The sequence below is a fragment of the Tardiphaga alba genome, assembly GCF_018279705.1.
GTDB lineage: Bacteria > Pseudomonadota > Alphaproteobacteria > Rhizobiales > Xanthobacteraceae > Tardiphaga > Tardiphaga alba.
Genome location: NZ_CP036498.1, coordinates 5,492,104 through 5,505,839, shown reverse-complemented (window position 1 = coordinate 5,505,839; position 13,736 = coordinate 5,492,104). Strand labels below are relative to the sequence as shown.

Genomic DNA, 13,736 nt, shown 5'->3' with positions numbered 1-13,736 from the left:
TCTGACCTCAGGGCGCTGCCGTCAGATAGACCTCGCCCAGCAGCGACGAGTTCGACCACGGCACCTGTTTGCCTTTGGTCGCGGCCACGACTTCGGAACGCACCCGTGTCAGCATCTGCTGCAGCTCCAGGCCGGGCGTATTGACGTGGCGCGCGAGCGCCAGCGTGAAGGGGCTGCCGGCGCCTTCGCCATCGAGTGCGACTTGGCCAGGCGCCGTAGCGAATGCGATCAGGGTCCCTGCGCCCAGGGTGCCGCCGCTGCTCAGCCCGGATTGCGGGGCGAGGCCGGAGCGCAGCGCGACCGAACGGCCGGCGCCGGACGCAACGGATGTCGTGGATGCAAACGGATTGTCGCGGCAGGCGTCGAGCACGATCACATTGGCGCGCAGCTTGTCGTCCAGCCCTGCCATGATGAAATCGAGATCGATCATGTCATCGGTGACGCGCTTGCCGCTCGCCAGCTGCGCATCGACCGGCACCAGATAGTTCTTGCCGTCGATCTGCATGCCGTGCCCGGCAAAGAAGATCAGCGTGATCTTCGCGTGCGGCGCCTTCGCCAGAAAGTCCTGCACCGCGCGACGCATCGCGTCGCTGCTCATGTCGATGCCTTCCGTGGTGTCGAAGCCGATGCTGCGCAGTTCCTGCGCGATGCGCCGCGCATCCCTCGGCGGATTGGGGAGCGCGTTGGCGACGTTATAGGCGCCGTTGCCGATCACCAGAGCCAGCTTCTGCCCCGATGCGGTTGGCGACGCGGCAACGTTCTGCTGCTCGCTGTTCAGGACCGCGAGGCGGGCAGCCGCGATCTTCTGCTGCCGCGCAGCATCGATGATGGGGCTGCCGGATTTGTTGGTGAAGCGGATCGTGCGTGGCTGTTCGAGCGCACGCATATAGGCTTCACGAGCCTTGGCGATGTCATGGTTGCTCTCGGCGAGCTGACCCTGCGCGACGTAGATTTCCGCAACACGATTGTCGAGCGCCAGCGCGCGCATCAACTCGGCCTGGGCGTCCTGCGGGCGCCCCATGATGCGGTATGTCACCGAGCGGCTCGTATAGGCGCTCAGCTCGGTGGGATCGAGTTTCAGGGCGGCGTCGTATTCCTTTAACGCGCCGTCGGTGTCGCCCTTGTCACGCAGGATGTCGCCGCGCACCGTGCGGGCAGGTGCAAAACGCGGTGCGAGCTTGATGCAGGCATCGATATCCCTGAGCGCATTGTCGAGTGAACCGAGCACACGGTGGATGCCCGCGCGCGATCCGTGCGAGCCGAACTGGCGATCATCGAGCGTGATCGACATGTCGAGGTCGGCCAATGCGGCGTGATAGTCCTGTTTCTGCGTGTGAGCCCAGCCGCGATAAGCGAGATATTTAGCGCGGTCGGGCGCCGACAGCCGCCGACCACCCTGCAGGAGATCGGTGCACGCCTTCATCTTCACATCGGCATCGTTGCTCTGCGTGCAGGCGGCATCGGCGCTGATCGCAGATGCGGGCGATGAATGCGTGATCGCGAGCCAGCTCATCAGGAGCGGCAGCAGAAGCTGAAAACGATGCATGCGTATCCTTGCTATATCCCGTCAGGAGAAATCACGCGGCGTCGTGTGGTGCGCACTCTCCCGAAGAGTCAAAGCACATATCATCCATTGTTTCCATGAAGCGGATCTGACGCAGGCCTGCGTAGCGGGCGACGCCGATAGCTTCTATCAACCATCGCGCGAACCGGTGTTGGCGAGATCACCGTTGCAGCGCGGCGTATGCCCGCCTGCACGGGATGGCCCTCATGCTCGCGTGGCAGTGCATTCGGGGTGATTTTCCTGTAAGCGCTTTCTTCACATGACATGTCCGCGGTGGCGGATGTGACGAAGCAACATCACAGGAGGAATCCATGCCGGCTCTCCCGCTCTCGGGCATCAAGGTTATCGATATGACGCGGGTGCTCGCCGGCCCGATCGCAGGTCAGATGCTCGGTGATCTCGGCGCCGAAGTCATCAAGATCGAGCGCCCCGGCACCGGCGACGATTCCCGTGCCTTCGGCCCTCCCTATTTGAACGACCCCGATGGCAGCCGGCGCGACAATGGCTTCTATCTCTGCGCCAACCGCAACAAGAAGTCGGTCACGGTCAATGTGGCAACGCCCGAAGGCCAGGCGATCATTCGCGAGCTCGTCAAGACGGCCGACGTATTGCTGGAAAACTACAAGGTCGGCGATCTCAAGCGTTACGGCCTCGACTACGACGCGATCAAGGCGATCAACCCGCGCATCGTCTACGGCTCCGTCACGGGGTTCGGGCAGACAGGTCCTTATGCCACGCGCGCCGGCTATGATGCGATCCTGCAGGCCATGGGCGGCCTCATGAGCGTCACCGGCCATCTCGATGGCGAGCCGGGCGAAGGCCCGATGAAGGTCGGTCCCTCCATCGTCGATTACATGACCGGGCTCAACACCTCCATCGGCGTGATCTCGGCGCTGTATCATCGCGACGCCAATGGCGGCGAGGGACAGCAGATCGATGCCTGTCTGTTCGATACGGTGATCGCCTCGCTGTCGCATTGGCTGCAGCCTTATCTCATTCACGGCAAGGTCCCGCCGCGCCGCGGCACCTGGGGCAATGGCGGCATGCCCGCCGGCGTGTTCCGCTGCACCGACGGCGAGATCATGATCGTCAACGGCAATGACGGCCAGTTCCAGCGGACCTGCGAAGTGCTCGGCGATCCCGGCCTCGCCAAGGATCCGCGCTTTCTCAAGAACAATGATCGTGTCCAGCACGGCAAGGAGATCATGGCCATCTTCGCCGGCCTGTTCCTGAAGCAGCCGGTCGCCTATTGGCTGGAGCGTCTCGAGGCCGTCGGCGTGCCGTCCGGCCCGATCAATGACTTCGATCAGGTGTTTTCGGATCCGCATGTGCAGGCCCGCGGCATGCGCGTGACGTCGGATCACCCCTTCGATCCGGCGCTGTCGCTGGTGCGCAATCCGGTGATGTTTTCAGGCACGCCCATCACCGAATATCGCGCGCCGCCGCTGCTCGGCGCCAATACGGATGAAATCCTGGCCAGCATCGGCTATGACGGCGCCAAGATCGACGCGCTCAGGACGAAGGGCGTTGTCTAGCCCCGTAGCGGGCATCTGACAGAGGCGCCGGCCTGCGGAAGGCTTCCGTAGCGGCGCCGGAGTTTGGGCGCAGGATGATATGCGCGACGAGGCTGGACCTGTGTCGCGCGCCAAAGCCCAGGAAAGTGTTTTGATTCGATGACCAGCAAACTCCCTGCCCCTCCGTTCCTCGGTTACGACACCACGATCGTGCGACTGGACTGGCCGGGGGCGGTGACGGCATTGCGGCAAGGCCATGATCTGCCCGCCGCCGAGATCAAGGATGTCTTTCTCGGCCCGCCTACGGGCACCATGATGAGCCGCTCGGCCTATATCGAAGGGCTGGGATATGGCGCCAAGACCTTCACGGTGCTGGATGCCAATGCGGCGCGCGGCATCCCGACCGTGCAGGGCGCGATGACGGTGTTCGACAAGGATGACGGCCGGCTCCGCGCCATCGTCGACAGCACGCTGGTGACGGAATTCAAGACCGCAGCGGATTCCGTGCTGGGGGCCAGCCTGCTCGCGCGGCCCGACAGCAGGCATCTGGTGATCGTCGGCGCTGGCACAGTGGCGACCAGCCTCGTGAAAGCCTATGCGGCGGCGCTGCCGGGGCTCGAACGCATCTCGGTGTGGTCGCGCCGGCCGGAACAGGCGCAGAAACTCGTTGCCGGGATCGGCGATCGCGGCGTCGATATCGCAGCCGTCCCCGATCTGCGGGCGGCGATTGGAGAGGCCGATATCGTCAGCTCCGCCACCATGGCGCGACAGCCGCTGATCCCTGGCGATTGGGTTCGACCCGGCACCCATGTGGATCTGATCGGCGCATTCAAGGCCGACATGCGCGAGGCCGACGATGCGCTGATGGCCAAGGCGGCGGTGTTCGTGGACAGCCGCGTGACCGCGCTCCATATTGGCGAACTGATCGCCCCGATCGCTTCGGGCGCCATCACCGCCGACACCATTCTGGGCGATCTCTACGACCTCGTGCGCGCGGACGCCCGCCGGCGCCAGTCGAATGATGAGATCACGCTGTACAAGAACGGCGGCGGCGCCCATCTGGACCTGATGATCGCATCCTGGATCGTGCGGGTGATGGGCGTGTGAGCAGCACGGCTGCTCGTGGTTTCCCTCCCCGGAGCGAAGCGAATGGGGAGGGTCCGCCGATAGGCGGGGTGGGGTCTCTCACCACGTGACGTCAGTGCTTGTGGAAACACCCCACCCGTCACGTTTCCTCGCTTCGCTCGTCGCCGCGCCACCCTCCCCAGTCGCTACGCTCCGGGGAGGGAGAAGATCAGCGCTCCGCTCCTGAGCATCTACCCATTCACGATCGCCAGAATATCCGCGCCATAGTGCTCCAGTTTCTTGTCGCCGATGCCCTGGATTTCGCGGAGCTGGCTCAGTGTCGTCGGATGCTCGCTGGCGATGCCGTCGATGGTGGCGTCATGCAGCACCACATAGGCCGGCACGTTGCGCTCGCGCGCCACGCCCGCGCGCCAGCTGCGCAGGCGGGTGACGAGATCCGCATCGGCATTGTCGCTGCGCGGTGCGGCGAGATCGCCGCGGCGCGATTTGGCGCGCGGCGCGCGGCCGGCGCCGCCGGTCTCCTCGCGGAACATCAACTCTATCTCGCCCCTCAGCACGCCGCGCGCCTCTTCGGTCAACTTCAGCGCGTTGAAATTGTCGGCATCAGCGTAAAGAAAGCCGCGCGCCACCAATTGCCGCATCACTGCGCGCCACTGCTTCTCGGTGAGTTCGGAGCCGATGGCGAAAACCGACAGTTTGTCGTGGCCGAACTGTTTCACCTTGTCGGTCAGCCGCCCGATCAGGACATCGACGAGATGCATCGCGCCAAAACGCTGCCCGGTGCGATAGGCGCAGGACAACAGTTTCTGCGCCGCGACGGAGCCGTTCCACACTTTCGGCGGCGAGACGCAGTTGTCGCAATTGCCGCACGACGTGCCGGTGGTCTCTTCGCCGAAATAACGCAGCAGCCGTCCGCGCCGGCAGTCGATGGTCTCGGCCAGGCTGACCAGCGCATCGAGCTTGCCGATGGAGACGCGCTTGAACGCCTCGGAGCCCGTGGATTCGTCGATCATGCGGCGCTGCTGCACGATGTCCTGCAGGCCGTAAGCCATCCATGCGGTGGAGGGCTTGCCGTCGCGCCCGGCGCGGCCGGTCTCTTGATAATAGGCCTCGACGCTCTTGGGCAGATCGAGATGGCAGACGAAGCGCACATCGGGCTTGTCGATGCCCATGCCGAAAGCGACGGTGGCGACGATGACCACGCCGTCTTCGTTGATGAAGCGATCCTGATTGGTCTCGCGCGTGCGGGCATCGAGGCCTGCATGATATGGCAAAGCGAGAATGCCCGCTTTGGTCAGCGCCGTGGCGGTGTCCTCGACCTTGGCGCGCGACAGGCAATAGACCACGCCGGCATCGTTCGGATGTCGCGTATTGATGAAAGTCTGCAATTGCTTCTGCGCGCCGGTCTTGTCGACGATCTCGTATTTGATGTTCGGCCGGTCGAATGAGGACACGAAGCGTGGCGCGTCGGTGAGTCCCAGCCGCTGCGCGATTTCCTCGCGGGTGAGATCGTCGGCGGTGGCGGTCAGTGCGATGCGCGGAACATCCGGGAAACGCTCGGCAATCACCGACAGGCCGATATATTCCGGCCGGAAGTCGTGTCCCCATTGCGAGACGCAATGCGCCTCGTCGATGGCGAACAGCGCGATCTCGGCGCGTTCCAGCATGGCCAGGCAGCGCGGATTCACCAGCCGTTCCGGCGCAACGTAAAGCAGGTCGAGGTCACCTGCGAGCAGGCGTCGCTCGACGTCATTGGCTTCCTCCCACGACAGGGTGGAATTGAGCACCGCCGCATTGACGCCGAGTTCGAGCAGGCCTGCGACCTGATCGCGCATCAGGGCGATCAGCGGCGACACAACGATACCGCAGCCCTGTCGCAGCAGAGAGGGCAACTGGTAGCATAGCGACTTGCCGCCGCCGGTCGGCATCAGCACCAGACAATTACCGCCGTCGGTCACGTGGCGGACGATTTTCTCCTGCTCGCCGCGAAAACCGGGCAGGCCGAATACCGTATTCAACCGCGCAAGCGCGTCGATTCCGAGTGCATCGGTGGGAGGTGGCGATTTACGCGCGGTACCTGGAACGGACATAGCGGTGGTCTATTCCTGATTCGCGGACAGCGTATACCGAGGGAATGCGGTCTCCGCCTTGATCACGCCGCTTTACCGCTGTGAATGCAAGTTCTATGACAAGGGGACGCGCGAGCAGACATGCCGCGCCGCAACCGGGCAAAAGAAAAGCCGTATGCCATTCATTTTGCGCCTGTTTTCTTGGCTTCTCAACCGCAAGCCGCGGCCACGCGTCCGCTGGCAGGCGGCGAACGAGAATGCTGCGCGCAAAAACCGTCGCCGCTTCCGTAAAGGCCCGAAGACGTCCGTGCTGGCCCATGTGATCGCACATCGGCCGCCGGTCGAACTGCTCGGGCGTTTGCCCGCGGTGGAGCTGTGGAATCTGTCCGATCCGAAGCGTGTCGCGCTGCTCTATCTGCAGCACGGCCGCCGGCTGCGCTTGCCGGCGCCGAAAGCGCTGATGGACGACGCCGTGAAGCGCGCCCGCGCCGCGGAATAGAGCTGCTCTCACGTGCAGACATGCCAGCGCACTTGACGCCCGTTGCGTGAGCGGGGAAGGTCGCGGCGTTTCCACGTTCCAGCATGAAAGACTTCTGCATGATCAAGCGTCTCGGTCCCGGCAAGCGTCTCAGCCAGGCTTCCATCCACGGCAACACCGTCTATCTCGCCGGCCAGGTGCCCGATGATTACAGCGGCGACGTCAAGACGCAGACCAAGGCTGTGCTCGACAAGATCGATGCGCTGCTGAAGGAAGCCGGCACCGACAAGAACAACATCCTCAGCGCCACGGTCTGGCTGCCGAACATCAATGACCGCGATGCCATGAACACGGTCTGGGACGCCTGGGTGCCTGAAGTCGGCCCGGCCCGCGCCTGCGTCGAATCGAAGCTCGCCGACCCCGCCATCAAGGTCGAGATCGCCGTCATCGCCGCGATTCCGTAACCGATGCTCCCCGTTGCCATTGCGGTCGCCCCCAACGGCGGCCGCAAGGTCAAGGTCGATCATCCCGCCGTTCCGCTGACACCGGCAGAACTGGCGGTCGTCGCCGCGCACTGCCGCGATGCCGGCGCGGCGATGATCCACGCCCATGTGCGCAATCCCGACGGCAGCCATCTGCTCGATGCCGCCGCCTATACGGACGCCATCGCGGCGATCCGCAGCGCGGTGGGTAACCAACTCGTCATCCAGATCACCTCCGAAGCGCTCGGCAAATACACGCCTGCGCAGCAGCGTGCCGTCATCCAGGCGGTGAAGCCGGAAGCGGCGTCCATGGCGCTGCGCGAATTGGTGCCGGATGCAAGTGAGGAGACGGCGTTCTCCGATCTGCTCGGCTGGATGAAACGCGAGCGTGTCGTCCCGCAGATCATTCTCTACGACGTGCAAGATGCCGCCCGGCTTGCCGACCTGCAAAAGCGCGGCGCCGTCCCGTTCGATCGCATTCCGGTGCTGTTTGTGCTCGGCCGCTACACGGCGGGGCAGACGTCCAGCCCGAACGACCTGTTGCCATTCCTCGCACCGGACGCGCCGTCCTTCGCGCATTGGAGCTTGTGTGCATTCGGCGCGCAGGAGATCGCCTGCGTGACCGCCGGTGCGTTGCTCGGCGGCCATATCCGCGTCGGTTTCGAGAACAACGAGTGGCTGCCGGACGGCTCCCGCGCGAAGGGAAACCAGGATCTGGTCGCTGCCGCGCGCGCGGCCATCGAAGCCGTCGGGCTCAAGGCCGCGACGGCGGATGACCTCAGGGCTGCAACCGCGCTCTAGTCAAACCACGGCCATTCCACGCCGCCGTCATGGGTGACGGCGCCGCCGGGCGCCTGTCCCACCAGCTTTGCATATTTCGCCAGCGCGCCGGCCCGATGCCGCGGCGGGCGCTGTGTCCATCCCGCTCTGCGCGCAGCAAATTCTGCATCGTCGATCAGCAGGTCAAGACGTCGTGCCGGCGCATCGATGCGGATCCGGTCGCCGTCGCACACCAGCGCCAGCGGTCCGCCGATATAGGCTTCCGGCGATACATAGCCGATGCACATCCCGCGCGTGGCGCCGGAAAAACGGCCGTCGGTGATCAGCGCGACTTTCTCGCCCATGCCCTGGCCATAGATCAGTGCGGTCACACCGAGCATCTCGCGCATGCCGGGGCCGCCCACCGGCCCTTCATTGCGGATGATGAGCACGTCGCCTTCCTTGTAACTGCGGTCCTTCACCGCCGCGACGCAGCTTTCCTCATCCTCGAACACCCGCGCGGTGCCCTCGAAAACGAGCTTCTTCAGTCCTGCGACCTTGATCACGGCGCCGTCGGGCGACAGGTTGCCCTTCAGCACGGCGACGCCGCCATCGGGCATGATCGGCCTGTCCGAGGCATAGATGATCTCGCCATCCGCCTTGGCCGCGTTGCCATATTCTTCTGCGAGCGTTCGGCCGGTGATGGTGAGGCAGGAGCCGTCGATATGGCCGCTCTCGATTAGCGCGCGGATCACCACCGCGGTGCCGCCGATGTCGTACACATCCTTGGCCACATATTTGCCGCCCGGCCGCAGATTGCCGATCAGCGGCGTGCGCGCAAACACCTCGCCGACATCATCGATGCTGAATTTGAGCCCGGCCTCGTTGGCGATCGCCGGCAGATGCAGCGCCGCATTGGTCGAGCCGCCCGTCGCCGCGACGATCGCTGCGGCATTCTCGAGCGATTTGCGGGTGACGATGTCGCGCGGCAGCGGTCCACGCTTGTTCAGCATCTCCATGATCAGGCGCCCGGCGCGCCGCGCCACCTGTGCGCGCTCGGCATAGACACCGGGGATCATGGAAACATTGGGCATCGTGATGCCGAGCGCTTCCGACACCATGGCCATGGTGTTGGCGGTGAATTGGCCCGCGCAGGCGCCGATAGTCGGCAGGCAGGCGCGCTCGACGGCTTCGAGCTCCTGCTTGTCGATATCGCCGGTCATGAATGCGCCGACGGCCTCATAGGAATCGAGGGCGGTCAGTACCTTGCCCTTGTGCATGCCGGGCAGCGAACTGCCGCCATAGATGAAGATCGACGGCACGTTGCAGCGGACCATGCCCATCATCACGCCGGGCAATGTCTTGTCGCAGCCGCCAAAGCCGATCAGCGCATCGTAAGCGAGGCCGTGCATCACCGCTTCGATGGAGTCGGCGATGATCTCGCGCGACAGCAGGGAGAACTTCATGCCCTCATGATTCATGCTGATCGCGTCGGACACGGAGATGGTGGAGAACTCGCGCGGCGTGCCGCCGGCCTCGGAGATTCCGGTCTTGGCGGCATCTACCTGAAAGTCGTGGGTCATGTTGCAGGGTGTCTGTTCGCCCTTCATGGACACCACGCCGATCATCGGCTTCGCGATCGCCTCGTCGTCAAGGCCCATGGCGCGCATGAAAGCGCGATGCGGTGCACGGTCGAGGCCATCGGTGGTAACGCGGGATCGCAGCTTGCGCATGGGCGTCGTCCGTTTCTTGCTTTTATCGTCGGGGTGAATGCACCGAGGCCACGCGATCAGGCGTGGCCTCGGGCGGTCATGTTACAGTAATGGGCAATCCAGCGTTACTGGATCGGCGCCACGATGGTCGGATGCTTGAATTGCATCACGTCCATCTTCGGCAGCATGCCAGCCTCCTGATAGATATCGAGCATCTTCTGCATCGCCGGGAAGTTCGGCGCGGCGCCGGGATCACGGCCGAAGTCGTTGTCCTTCAGCAGATAGGTCTCCAGCACCGGGATCGGCGCCTTCAGCGTTTCGTTGACGACCTTGAGCGTCTCGTCACGATCAGCGAGGGCCTTCTTCATGCCGAGCGTGATGTCGGCGACGTACATTTTGACGAGTTCGGGATTCTTGTCGACGAAATCGGCGCGGCAGGCTTCGAGGATATGCACGATGTTCGGCATCGCCTGGTTCAGCGAAAACAGTTTGCGCGTGCCGCCCTTGGCTTCCATGCGCGCCGCAAAAGGCTGGTTCATGTTGATGGCATCGACGCGCCCCTGGCGCAGGGCATCTTCCGACGCGGCAAAGCCGATCTCGATCAGCTTGATATCCTTCTCGGGATCGACGCCGGCGCCCTTCAGCAGCATCTTGAACGGACCATAGGTGCCGCCGCCGATGACGGAAATGCCGACATTCTTGCCCTTGAGATCAGCGATGGTCTTGATCGGTGAGTCGTCCTTCACGGCCCAGTACACCGAAAAGCCGCCCGGCTTCTCGAACACGTGCTGCGCGACGATATAGGCCTTGAGATTGCCGCCGGTGACGCCATTGGCGAGCGACAGAACGCCTTGCGTGGCGCAATCGACGGCGCCGGCGGCCATCGCCTGCGTCATCGGCGAGGTGCCCTGAAATTGCGTCCACTCGATCTTGTATTTCTTGCCGAGATTCGGAAACTGATCCGGACGCTTCATCATCCAGTATTTGGCTTCCTCGGCCGGGATGGTCCAGCCGACCTTGATGGTCGGAATATCCTGCGCCCGCGCCGCGCCGGCGCTTCCCCACGCGCCTGCTGCGATGGCCGCTGCCATCAGCCATTTCGAAGATACCAGCTTCATGCCCGCTCACTCCGTCTGACGATGACCGCAGTCGGCCATCGAAGCCCCCGCATGGACGAAGCCTTTCATGCTTGAAATAGTCTGGCAAGCGGGTGCAATGCTCAACATTCATTCGTGCTGTGGCGCAACATGCAGCAGCGCTCGGCACGCGATCGTTATAGACATCGGTCCGTTGCGAGAGCGCGATCCAGGGGCATAAATGTCTCGCAGACATGGATGCGAGACGTCCTGGGGAAACAAAGGTAAGTGGCATGACGCAGTCGGCAGGCAACGAAAAGCTCGGATATCTCGGCCTCGGTCTGATGGGCGTGCCGATGACGAAACGTCTTCTGAGTGCCGGCTACGACGTCGCCGTCTGGAATCGTTCATCTGGCAAGGCGAAAGCACTCGTCGATGCCGGCGCACGCGAAGCGGCAAGTCCGCGCGCGGTGGCCGACGAGGCGAGCGTGATCTTCATGTGCCTGACCGACGCGTCGGCTGTGGAACAGGTGGTGTTCGGCGACAATGGTCTCGCGGGGACGAACGGCTCCGGCAAGCTGGTCGTCGATTTTTCCTCGATCCATCCTGACAAGACGAAGTCGATCGCCGCCCGCCTGAAAGAAGCCAACGGCATGGGCTGGATCGATGCGCCGGTCTCGGGCGGCACCAAAGGCGCCGAAGAGGCGACGCTGGCAATCATGGCGGGCGGCGATGCAGCCGATATCGGACGCGTGCGGCCCTATATCAAGGCGATGGCCCGTAACTTCACACATATGGGGCCAACAGGCGCCGGCCAGATGACCAAGCTCTGCAATCAGGTGATCGTCGGCTGCACGATGGCGGTGCTCGCCGAAGCCACGCGACTGGCGGTCAATGCGGGCATCGATGCCAAGCGCCTGCCGGACGCGCTGGCGGGCGGCTTTGCCGACTCGATCCCGCTGCAACTATTTGTACCACGCATGGCGCAGGGCATTCATTCGCCGCCGCTCGGTCATATCCATACGATGTTGAAGGATCTCGATACGGTCGTCGATGTCGCGCAGGATACATCCACGCCGGTGCCGATGGCCGCGCTGGCGTCGCAGATATTCCGCATGGGCAAGGCGGTGCGCGGCGCGTATGCAGACGCGCTGGAGATCTACAAACTGTCCGCGCCGAAGGAATGAAGTTTGGTGATCGACGCGCCTGGAGCCAATGCGTTTCATGACATTCGTATGACTATCCTGCGTAGTTCCGACGCATCCGGATCTGCGTTTACGGTGTCATGGATGAGTTGTATTCGCTGATAATCCGGTTATGTGAAGTCTGATGGCACACGATATCGTCATGGCAGCGGGAGGCATCGTCGTGCGGCGCGAAGCAACGCCGCTATTCGCGGTGGTGTGCCTGCGCAAACGCGGCGACTGGGTGCTGCCGAAAGGCAAGCTCGACGACGGCGAGACGCCGCTTGATGCCGCCCAGCGCGAAGTATTGGAAGAGACCGGACATTCGGCATCGGTCCAGCAATATCTGGGCACGCTGGCTTATCCGCTGGGCGAACGCACCAAGGTGGTGCACTTCTGGCATATGGAAGCCGATGACCTTCCGCCGCAACGGCTGATGAAGGACATTTCCGAAGTGGCCTGGCTGCCGCTGGATCAGGCCTTGAAGCGGCTGACCCGCCACCACGAACATGCGTTTCTGGCCCAGGTCGGGCCGATGGCGCTCGGCGCGTCCTACGACGCTGCGAGTTTCACGGAGGTGGGCTTCCAGGGCGACCCGGCTTCGATTCCCACCGCGCCCGCGGAGCCCCTTGGCTGGTTCGCGAAGATCCGCCGCTGGCTGTCGAACAGCGCGGCGCCGCTCAACTCCCGCGGATGATCACGCCATACCAGCCGAGGCCTTTGTAAGTCTCGTAGCCTGGGGTGGCATGGAAGGCGATGAGGCTGCCTGAACGGTCGTGATAGAAGCCGTTGCGTGGCCCGTTCAAAGCCAGCGTGAGACGCTCGCTGAGCAGACCTTGTCCATCGGATGCGGCAATCACGCGCAAATTGGAATCCACGAGCAGCACGCGGGTTCGATCGTCATCGACGCGGACGCCCTCGACGATGGCGCGTGCCTGTGCCTCCCAATCGAAGTGGATGGCGAGCACACCGAACGGACGGCCATTGGCCTTGCCGCTCTCACGCACGCTGGCGCAATAGGTCGCCACCTGCGCGTTGCCGAGCAGCGGCTGACGCTCCACGTCGCCTGCCGTGTAGTCGTCGCCGCTGCGTAGAATACGCGCATCGCGAAACCACGCTGTATTGGCGACGTTCTGGCCGCGTGCATTGAAACGATCGCCGCGGCCGCTGGCGATGACGTTGCCCTGCATGTCGCAGAGCCAGAGATCGAGATAAACGGTGTAGGCGCCGAGGATGACGGCCAGCCGCTCCGACACATGTGCGATCGTCGCTTCACCAGGCGCCGCCGCGCAATCGACCACGGCAGAGTCAGTCGCCCACCAGCGCACATCGCATGTGCGTTCATAGAGGTTGCGGTCGATGAGCTCGATGGCGTTGAGCGCCAGATCGACCATCCGTTCGCCACGTGCGCGGTCGGTCATCTTGTCGATCGACGACATCAGGCTGCCGGTGCGGGCGGTGAGTTGGGATTCCAGATCGCGCGCGATGGCCTCCACCTGCTGGCCGACATTACGGACTTCCTGCGCGACCACGGCAAAGCCGGCGCCCTGGGCGCCGGCGCGCGAGCTCTCGATCAGCGCGTTCAGCGCCAGCATCTTCATCTGGTTGGTGATGTGCTGGATGGCCCGCGTTTTCTCGCAGGCAATCTCGTTCACTTCTCCGGTCAGGCGGGCAATCAGTGCCGAAATATCGGAGGCGTCTTCGCTCTGATCTGCCGTCGAGGCAGGCGCAGTTCGTGAGTCGTGCTTCATTGCCAAGACCATCGTTCCGTCCCCGTTGACAGCAGCCCAGTACCGGCTTCTCGCTGATTTA

Annotated in this window: 12 protein-coding genes; 7 read left to right on the top strand and 5 right to left on the bottom strand. The window is 63.7% G+C overall.

What is annotated here, in order from left to right; genetic code table 11:
* Positions 1-7: 7 nt before the first annotated feature.
* Entirely contained in the window at positions 8-1,546 is a 1,539-nt protein-coding gene (locus RPMA_RS26255; protein WP_211910631.1) for a caspase family protein, read from the bottom strand.
* Between the two features lie 329 nt (positions 1,547-1,875).
* Between RPMA_RS26255 and RPMA_RS26250 the strand changes: the two genes are divergently transcribed.
* Together RPMA_RS26250 and RPMA_RS26245 are read left to right on the top strand one after the other, a co-directional pair.
* Positions 1,876-3,099: a CaiB/BaiF CoA transferase family protein gene (locus RPMA_RS26250; protein WP_211910629.1), complete on the top strand. Its 1,224-nt coding sequence runs from the start codon at positions 1,876-1,878 to the stop codon at positions 3,097-3,099.
* Positions 3,100-3,237: 138 nt separating this feature from the next.
* Positions 3,238-4,185 (top strand): ornithine cyclodeaminase family protein, encoded by a 948-nt coding sequence (locus RPMA_RS26245; RefSeq protein WP_211910627.1) that lies wholly within the window; start codon positions 3,238-3,240, stop codon positions 4,183-4,185.
* A 209-nt stretch (positions 4,186-4,394) separates the two neighbouring features.
* On the opposite strand, the gene recQ is transcribed toward RPMA_RS26245, so the two are convergent.
* The gene (gene recQ / locus RPMA_RS26240) at positions 4,395-6,254 is read right to left on the bottom strand and encodes a DNA helicase RecQ (protein ID WP_211910626.1); all 1,860 of its coding nucleotides are present in this window, start codon (positions 6,252-6,254) and stop codon (positions 4,395-4,397) included.
* 154 nt (positions 6,255-6,408) lie between these two features.
* Here recQ and RPMA_RS26235 point away from each other — a divergent pair, with 154 nt between their 5' ends.
* From RPMA_RS26235 to RPMA_RS26225, 3 genes are all read left to right on the top strand, one after another.
* Positions 6,409-6,732, top strand: a complete 324-nt coding sequence (locus tag RPMA_RS26235) for a hypothetical protein (protein WP_211910625.1) — start codon at positions 6,409-6,411, stop codon at positions 6,730-6,732.
* A gap of 98 nt (positions 6,733-6,830) precedes the next feature.
* Positions 6,831-7,175, top strand: a complete 345-nt coding sequence (locus RPMA_RS26230) for a RidA family protein (RefSeq protein WP_211910623.1) — start codon at positions 6,831-6,833, stop codon at positions 7,173-7,175.
* A gap of 3 nt (positions 7,176-7,178) precedes the next feature.
* Positions 7,179-7,994, top strand: a complete 816-nt coding sequence (locus tag RPMA_RS26225; RefSeq protein ID WP_211910621.1) for a BKACE family enzyme — start codon at positions 7,179-7,181, stop codon at positions 7,992-7,994.
* Here the strand turns inward: RPMA_RS26225 and ilvD are convergent.
* Positions 7,991-9,685, bottom strand: a complete 1,695-nt coding sequence (ilvD, locus tag RPMA_RS26220) for a dihydroxy-acid dehydratase (RefSeq protein ID WP_211910618.1) — start codon at positions 9,683-9,685, stop codon at positions 7,991-7,993. The two genes, RPMA_RS26225 and ilvD, sit on opposite strands and share 4 nt — an antisense overlap.
* Positions 9,686-9,789: 104 nt before the next feature.
* Positions 9,790-10,782 carry an ABC transporter substrate-binding protein gene (locus RPMA_RS26215; protein WP_211910617.1) on the bottom strand — a complete coding sequence of 331 codons (993 nt, stop codon included), beginning with the start codon at positions 10,780-10,782 and terminating at the stop codon, positions 9,790-9,792.
* 251 nt (positions 10,783-11,033) lie between these two features.
* Here RPMA_RS26215 and RPMA_RS26210 point away from each other — a divergent pair, with 251 nt between their 5' ends.
* Together RPMA_RS26210 and RPMA_RS26205 are read left to right on the top strand one after the other, a co-directional pair.
* On the top strand, positions 11,034-11,927 hold the full coding sequence (locus tag RPMA_RS26210; protein WP_211910615.1) for an NAD(P)-dependent oxidoreductase: 894 nt from the start codon (positions 11,034-11,036) through the stop codon (positions 11,925-11,927).
* 142 nt (positions 11,928-12,069) lie between these two features.
* Positions 12,070-12,621, top strand: coding sequence for an NUDIX hydrolase (locus RPMA_RS26205; protein WP_211910613.1), 552 nt, complete (start codon positions 12,070-12,072; stop codon positions 12,619-12,621).
* Here the strand turns inward: RPMA_RS26205 and RPMA_RS26200 are convergent.
* Positions 12,605-13,675 carry a methyl-accepting chemotaxis protein gene (locus tag RPMA_RS26200; protein WP_211910611.1) on the bottom strand — a complete coding sequence of 357 codons (1,071 nt, stop codon included), beginning with the start codon at positions 13,673-13,675 and terminating at the stop codon, positions 12,605-12,607. The two genes, RPMA_RS26205 and RPMA_RS26200, sit on opposite strands and share 17 nt — an antisense overlap.
* Between the last annotated feature and the right edge of the window lie 61 nt (positions 13,676-13,736).

What these genes read in the sequence shown, in the direction of transcription:
- RPMA_RS26255 (WP_211910631.1), bottom strand. Translation starts at nt 1,546, where the DNA reads ATGCATCGTTTTCAGCTTCTGCTGCCGCTCCTGATGAGCTGGCTCGCG.
- RPMA_RS26250 (WP_211910629.1), top strand. Translation starts at nt 1,876, where the DNA reads ATGCCGGCTCTCCCGCTCTCGGGCATCAAGGTTATCGATATGACGCGG.
- RPMA_RS26245 (WP_211910627.1), top strand. Translation starts at nt 3,238, where the DNA reads ATGACCAGCAAACTCCCTGCCCCTCCGTTCCTCGGTTACGACACCACG.
- recQ (WP_211910626.1), bottom strand. Translation starts at nt 6,254, where the DNA reads ATGTCCGTTCCAGGTACCGCGCGTAAATCGCCACCTCCCACCGATGCA.
- RPMA_RS26235 (WP_211910625.1), top strand. Translation starts at nt 6,409, where the DNA reads ATGCCATTCATTTTGCGCCTGTTTTCTTGGCTTCTCAACCGCAAGCCG.
- RPMA_RS26230 (WP_211910623.1), top strand. Translation starts at nt 6,831, where the DNA reads ATGATCAAGCGTCTCGGTCCCGGCAAGCGTCTCAGCCAGGCTTCCATC.
- RPMA_RS26225 (WP_211910621.1), top strand. Translation starts at nt 7,179, where the DNA reads ATGCTCCCCGTTGCCATTGCGGTCGCCCCCAACGGCGGCCGCAAGGTC.
- ilvD (WP_211910618.1), bottom strand. Translation starts at nt 9,685, where the DNA reads ATGCGCAAGCTGCGATCCCGCGTTACCACCGATGGCCTCGACCGTGCA.
- RPMA_RS26215 (WP_211910617.1), bottom strand. Translation starts at nt 10,782, where the DNA reads ATGAAGCTGGTATCTTCGAAATGGCTGATGGCAGCGGCCATCGCAGCA.
- RPMA_RS26210 (WP_211910615.1), top strand. Translation starts at nt 11,034, where the DNA reads ATGACGCAGTCGGCAGGCAACGAAAAGCTCGGATATCTCGGCCTCGGT.
- RPMA_RS26205 (WP_211910613.1), top strand. Translation starts at nt 12,070, where the DNA reads ATGGCACACGATATCGTCATGGCAGCGGGAGGCATCGTCGTGCGGCGC.
- RPMA_RS26200 (WP_211910611.1), bottom strand. Translation starts at nt 13,675, where the DNA reads ATGAAGCACGACTCACGAACTGCGCCTGCCTCGACGGCAGATCAGAGC.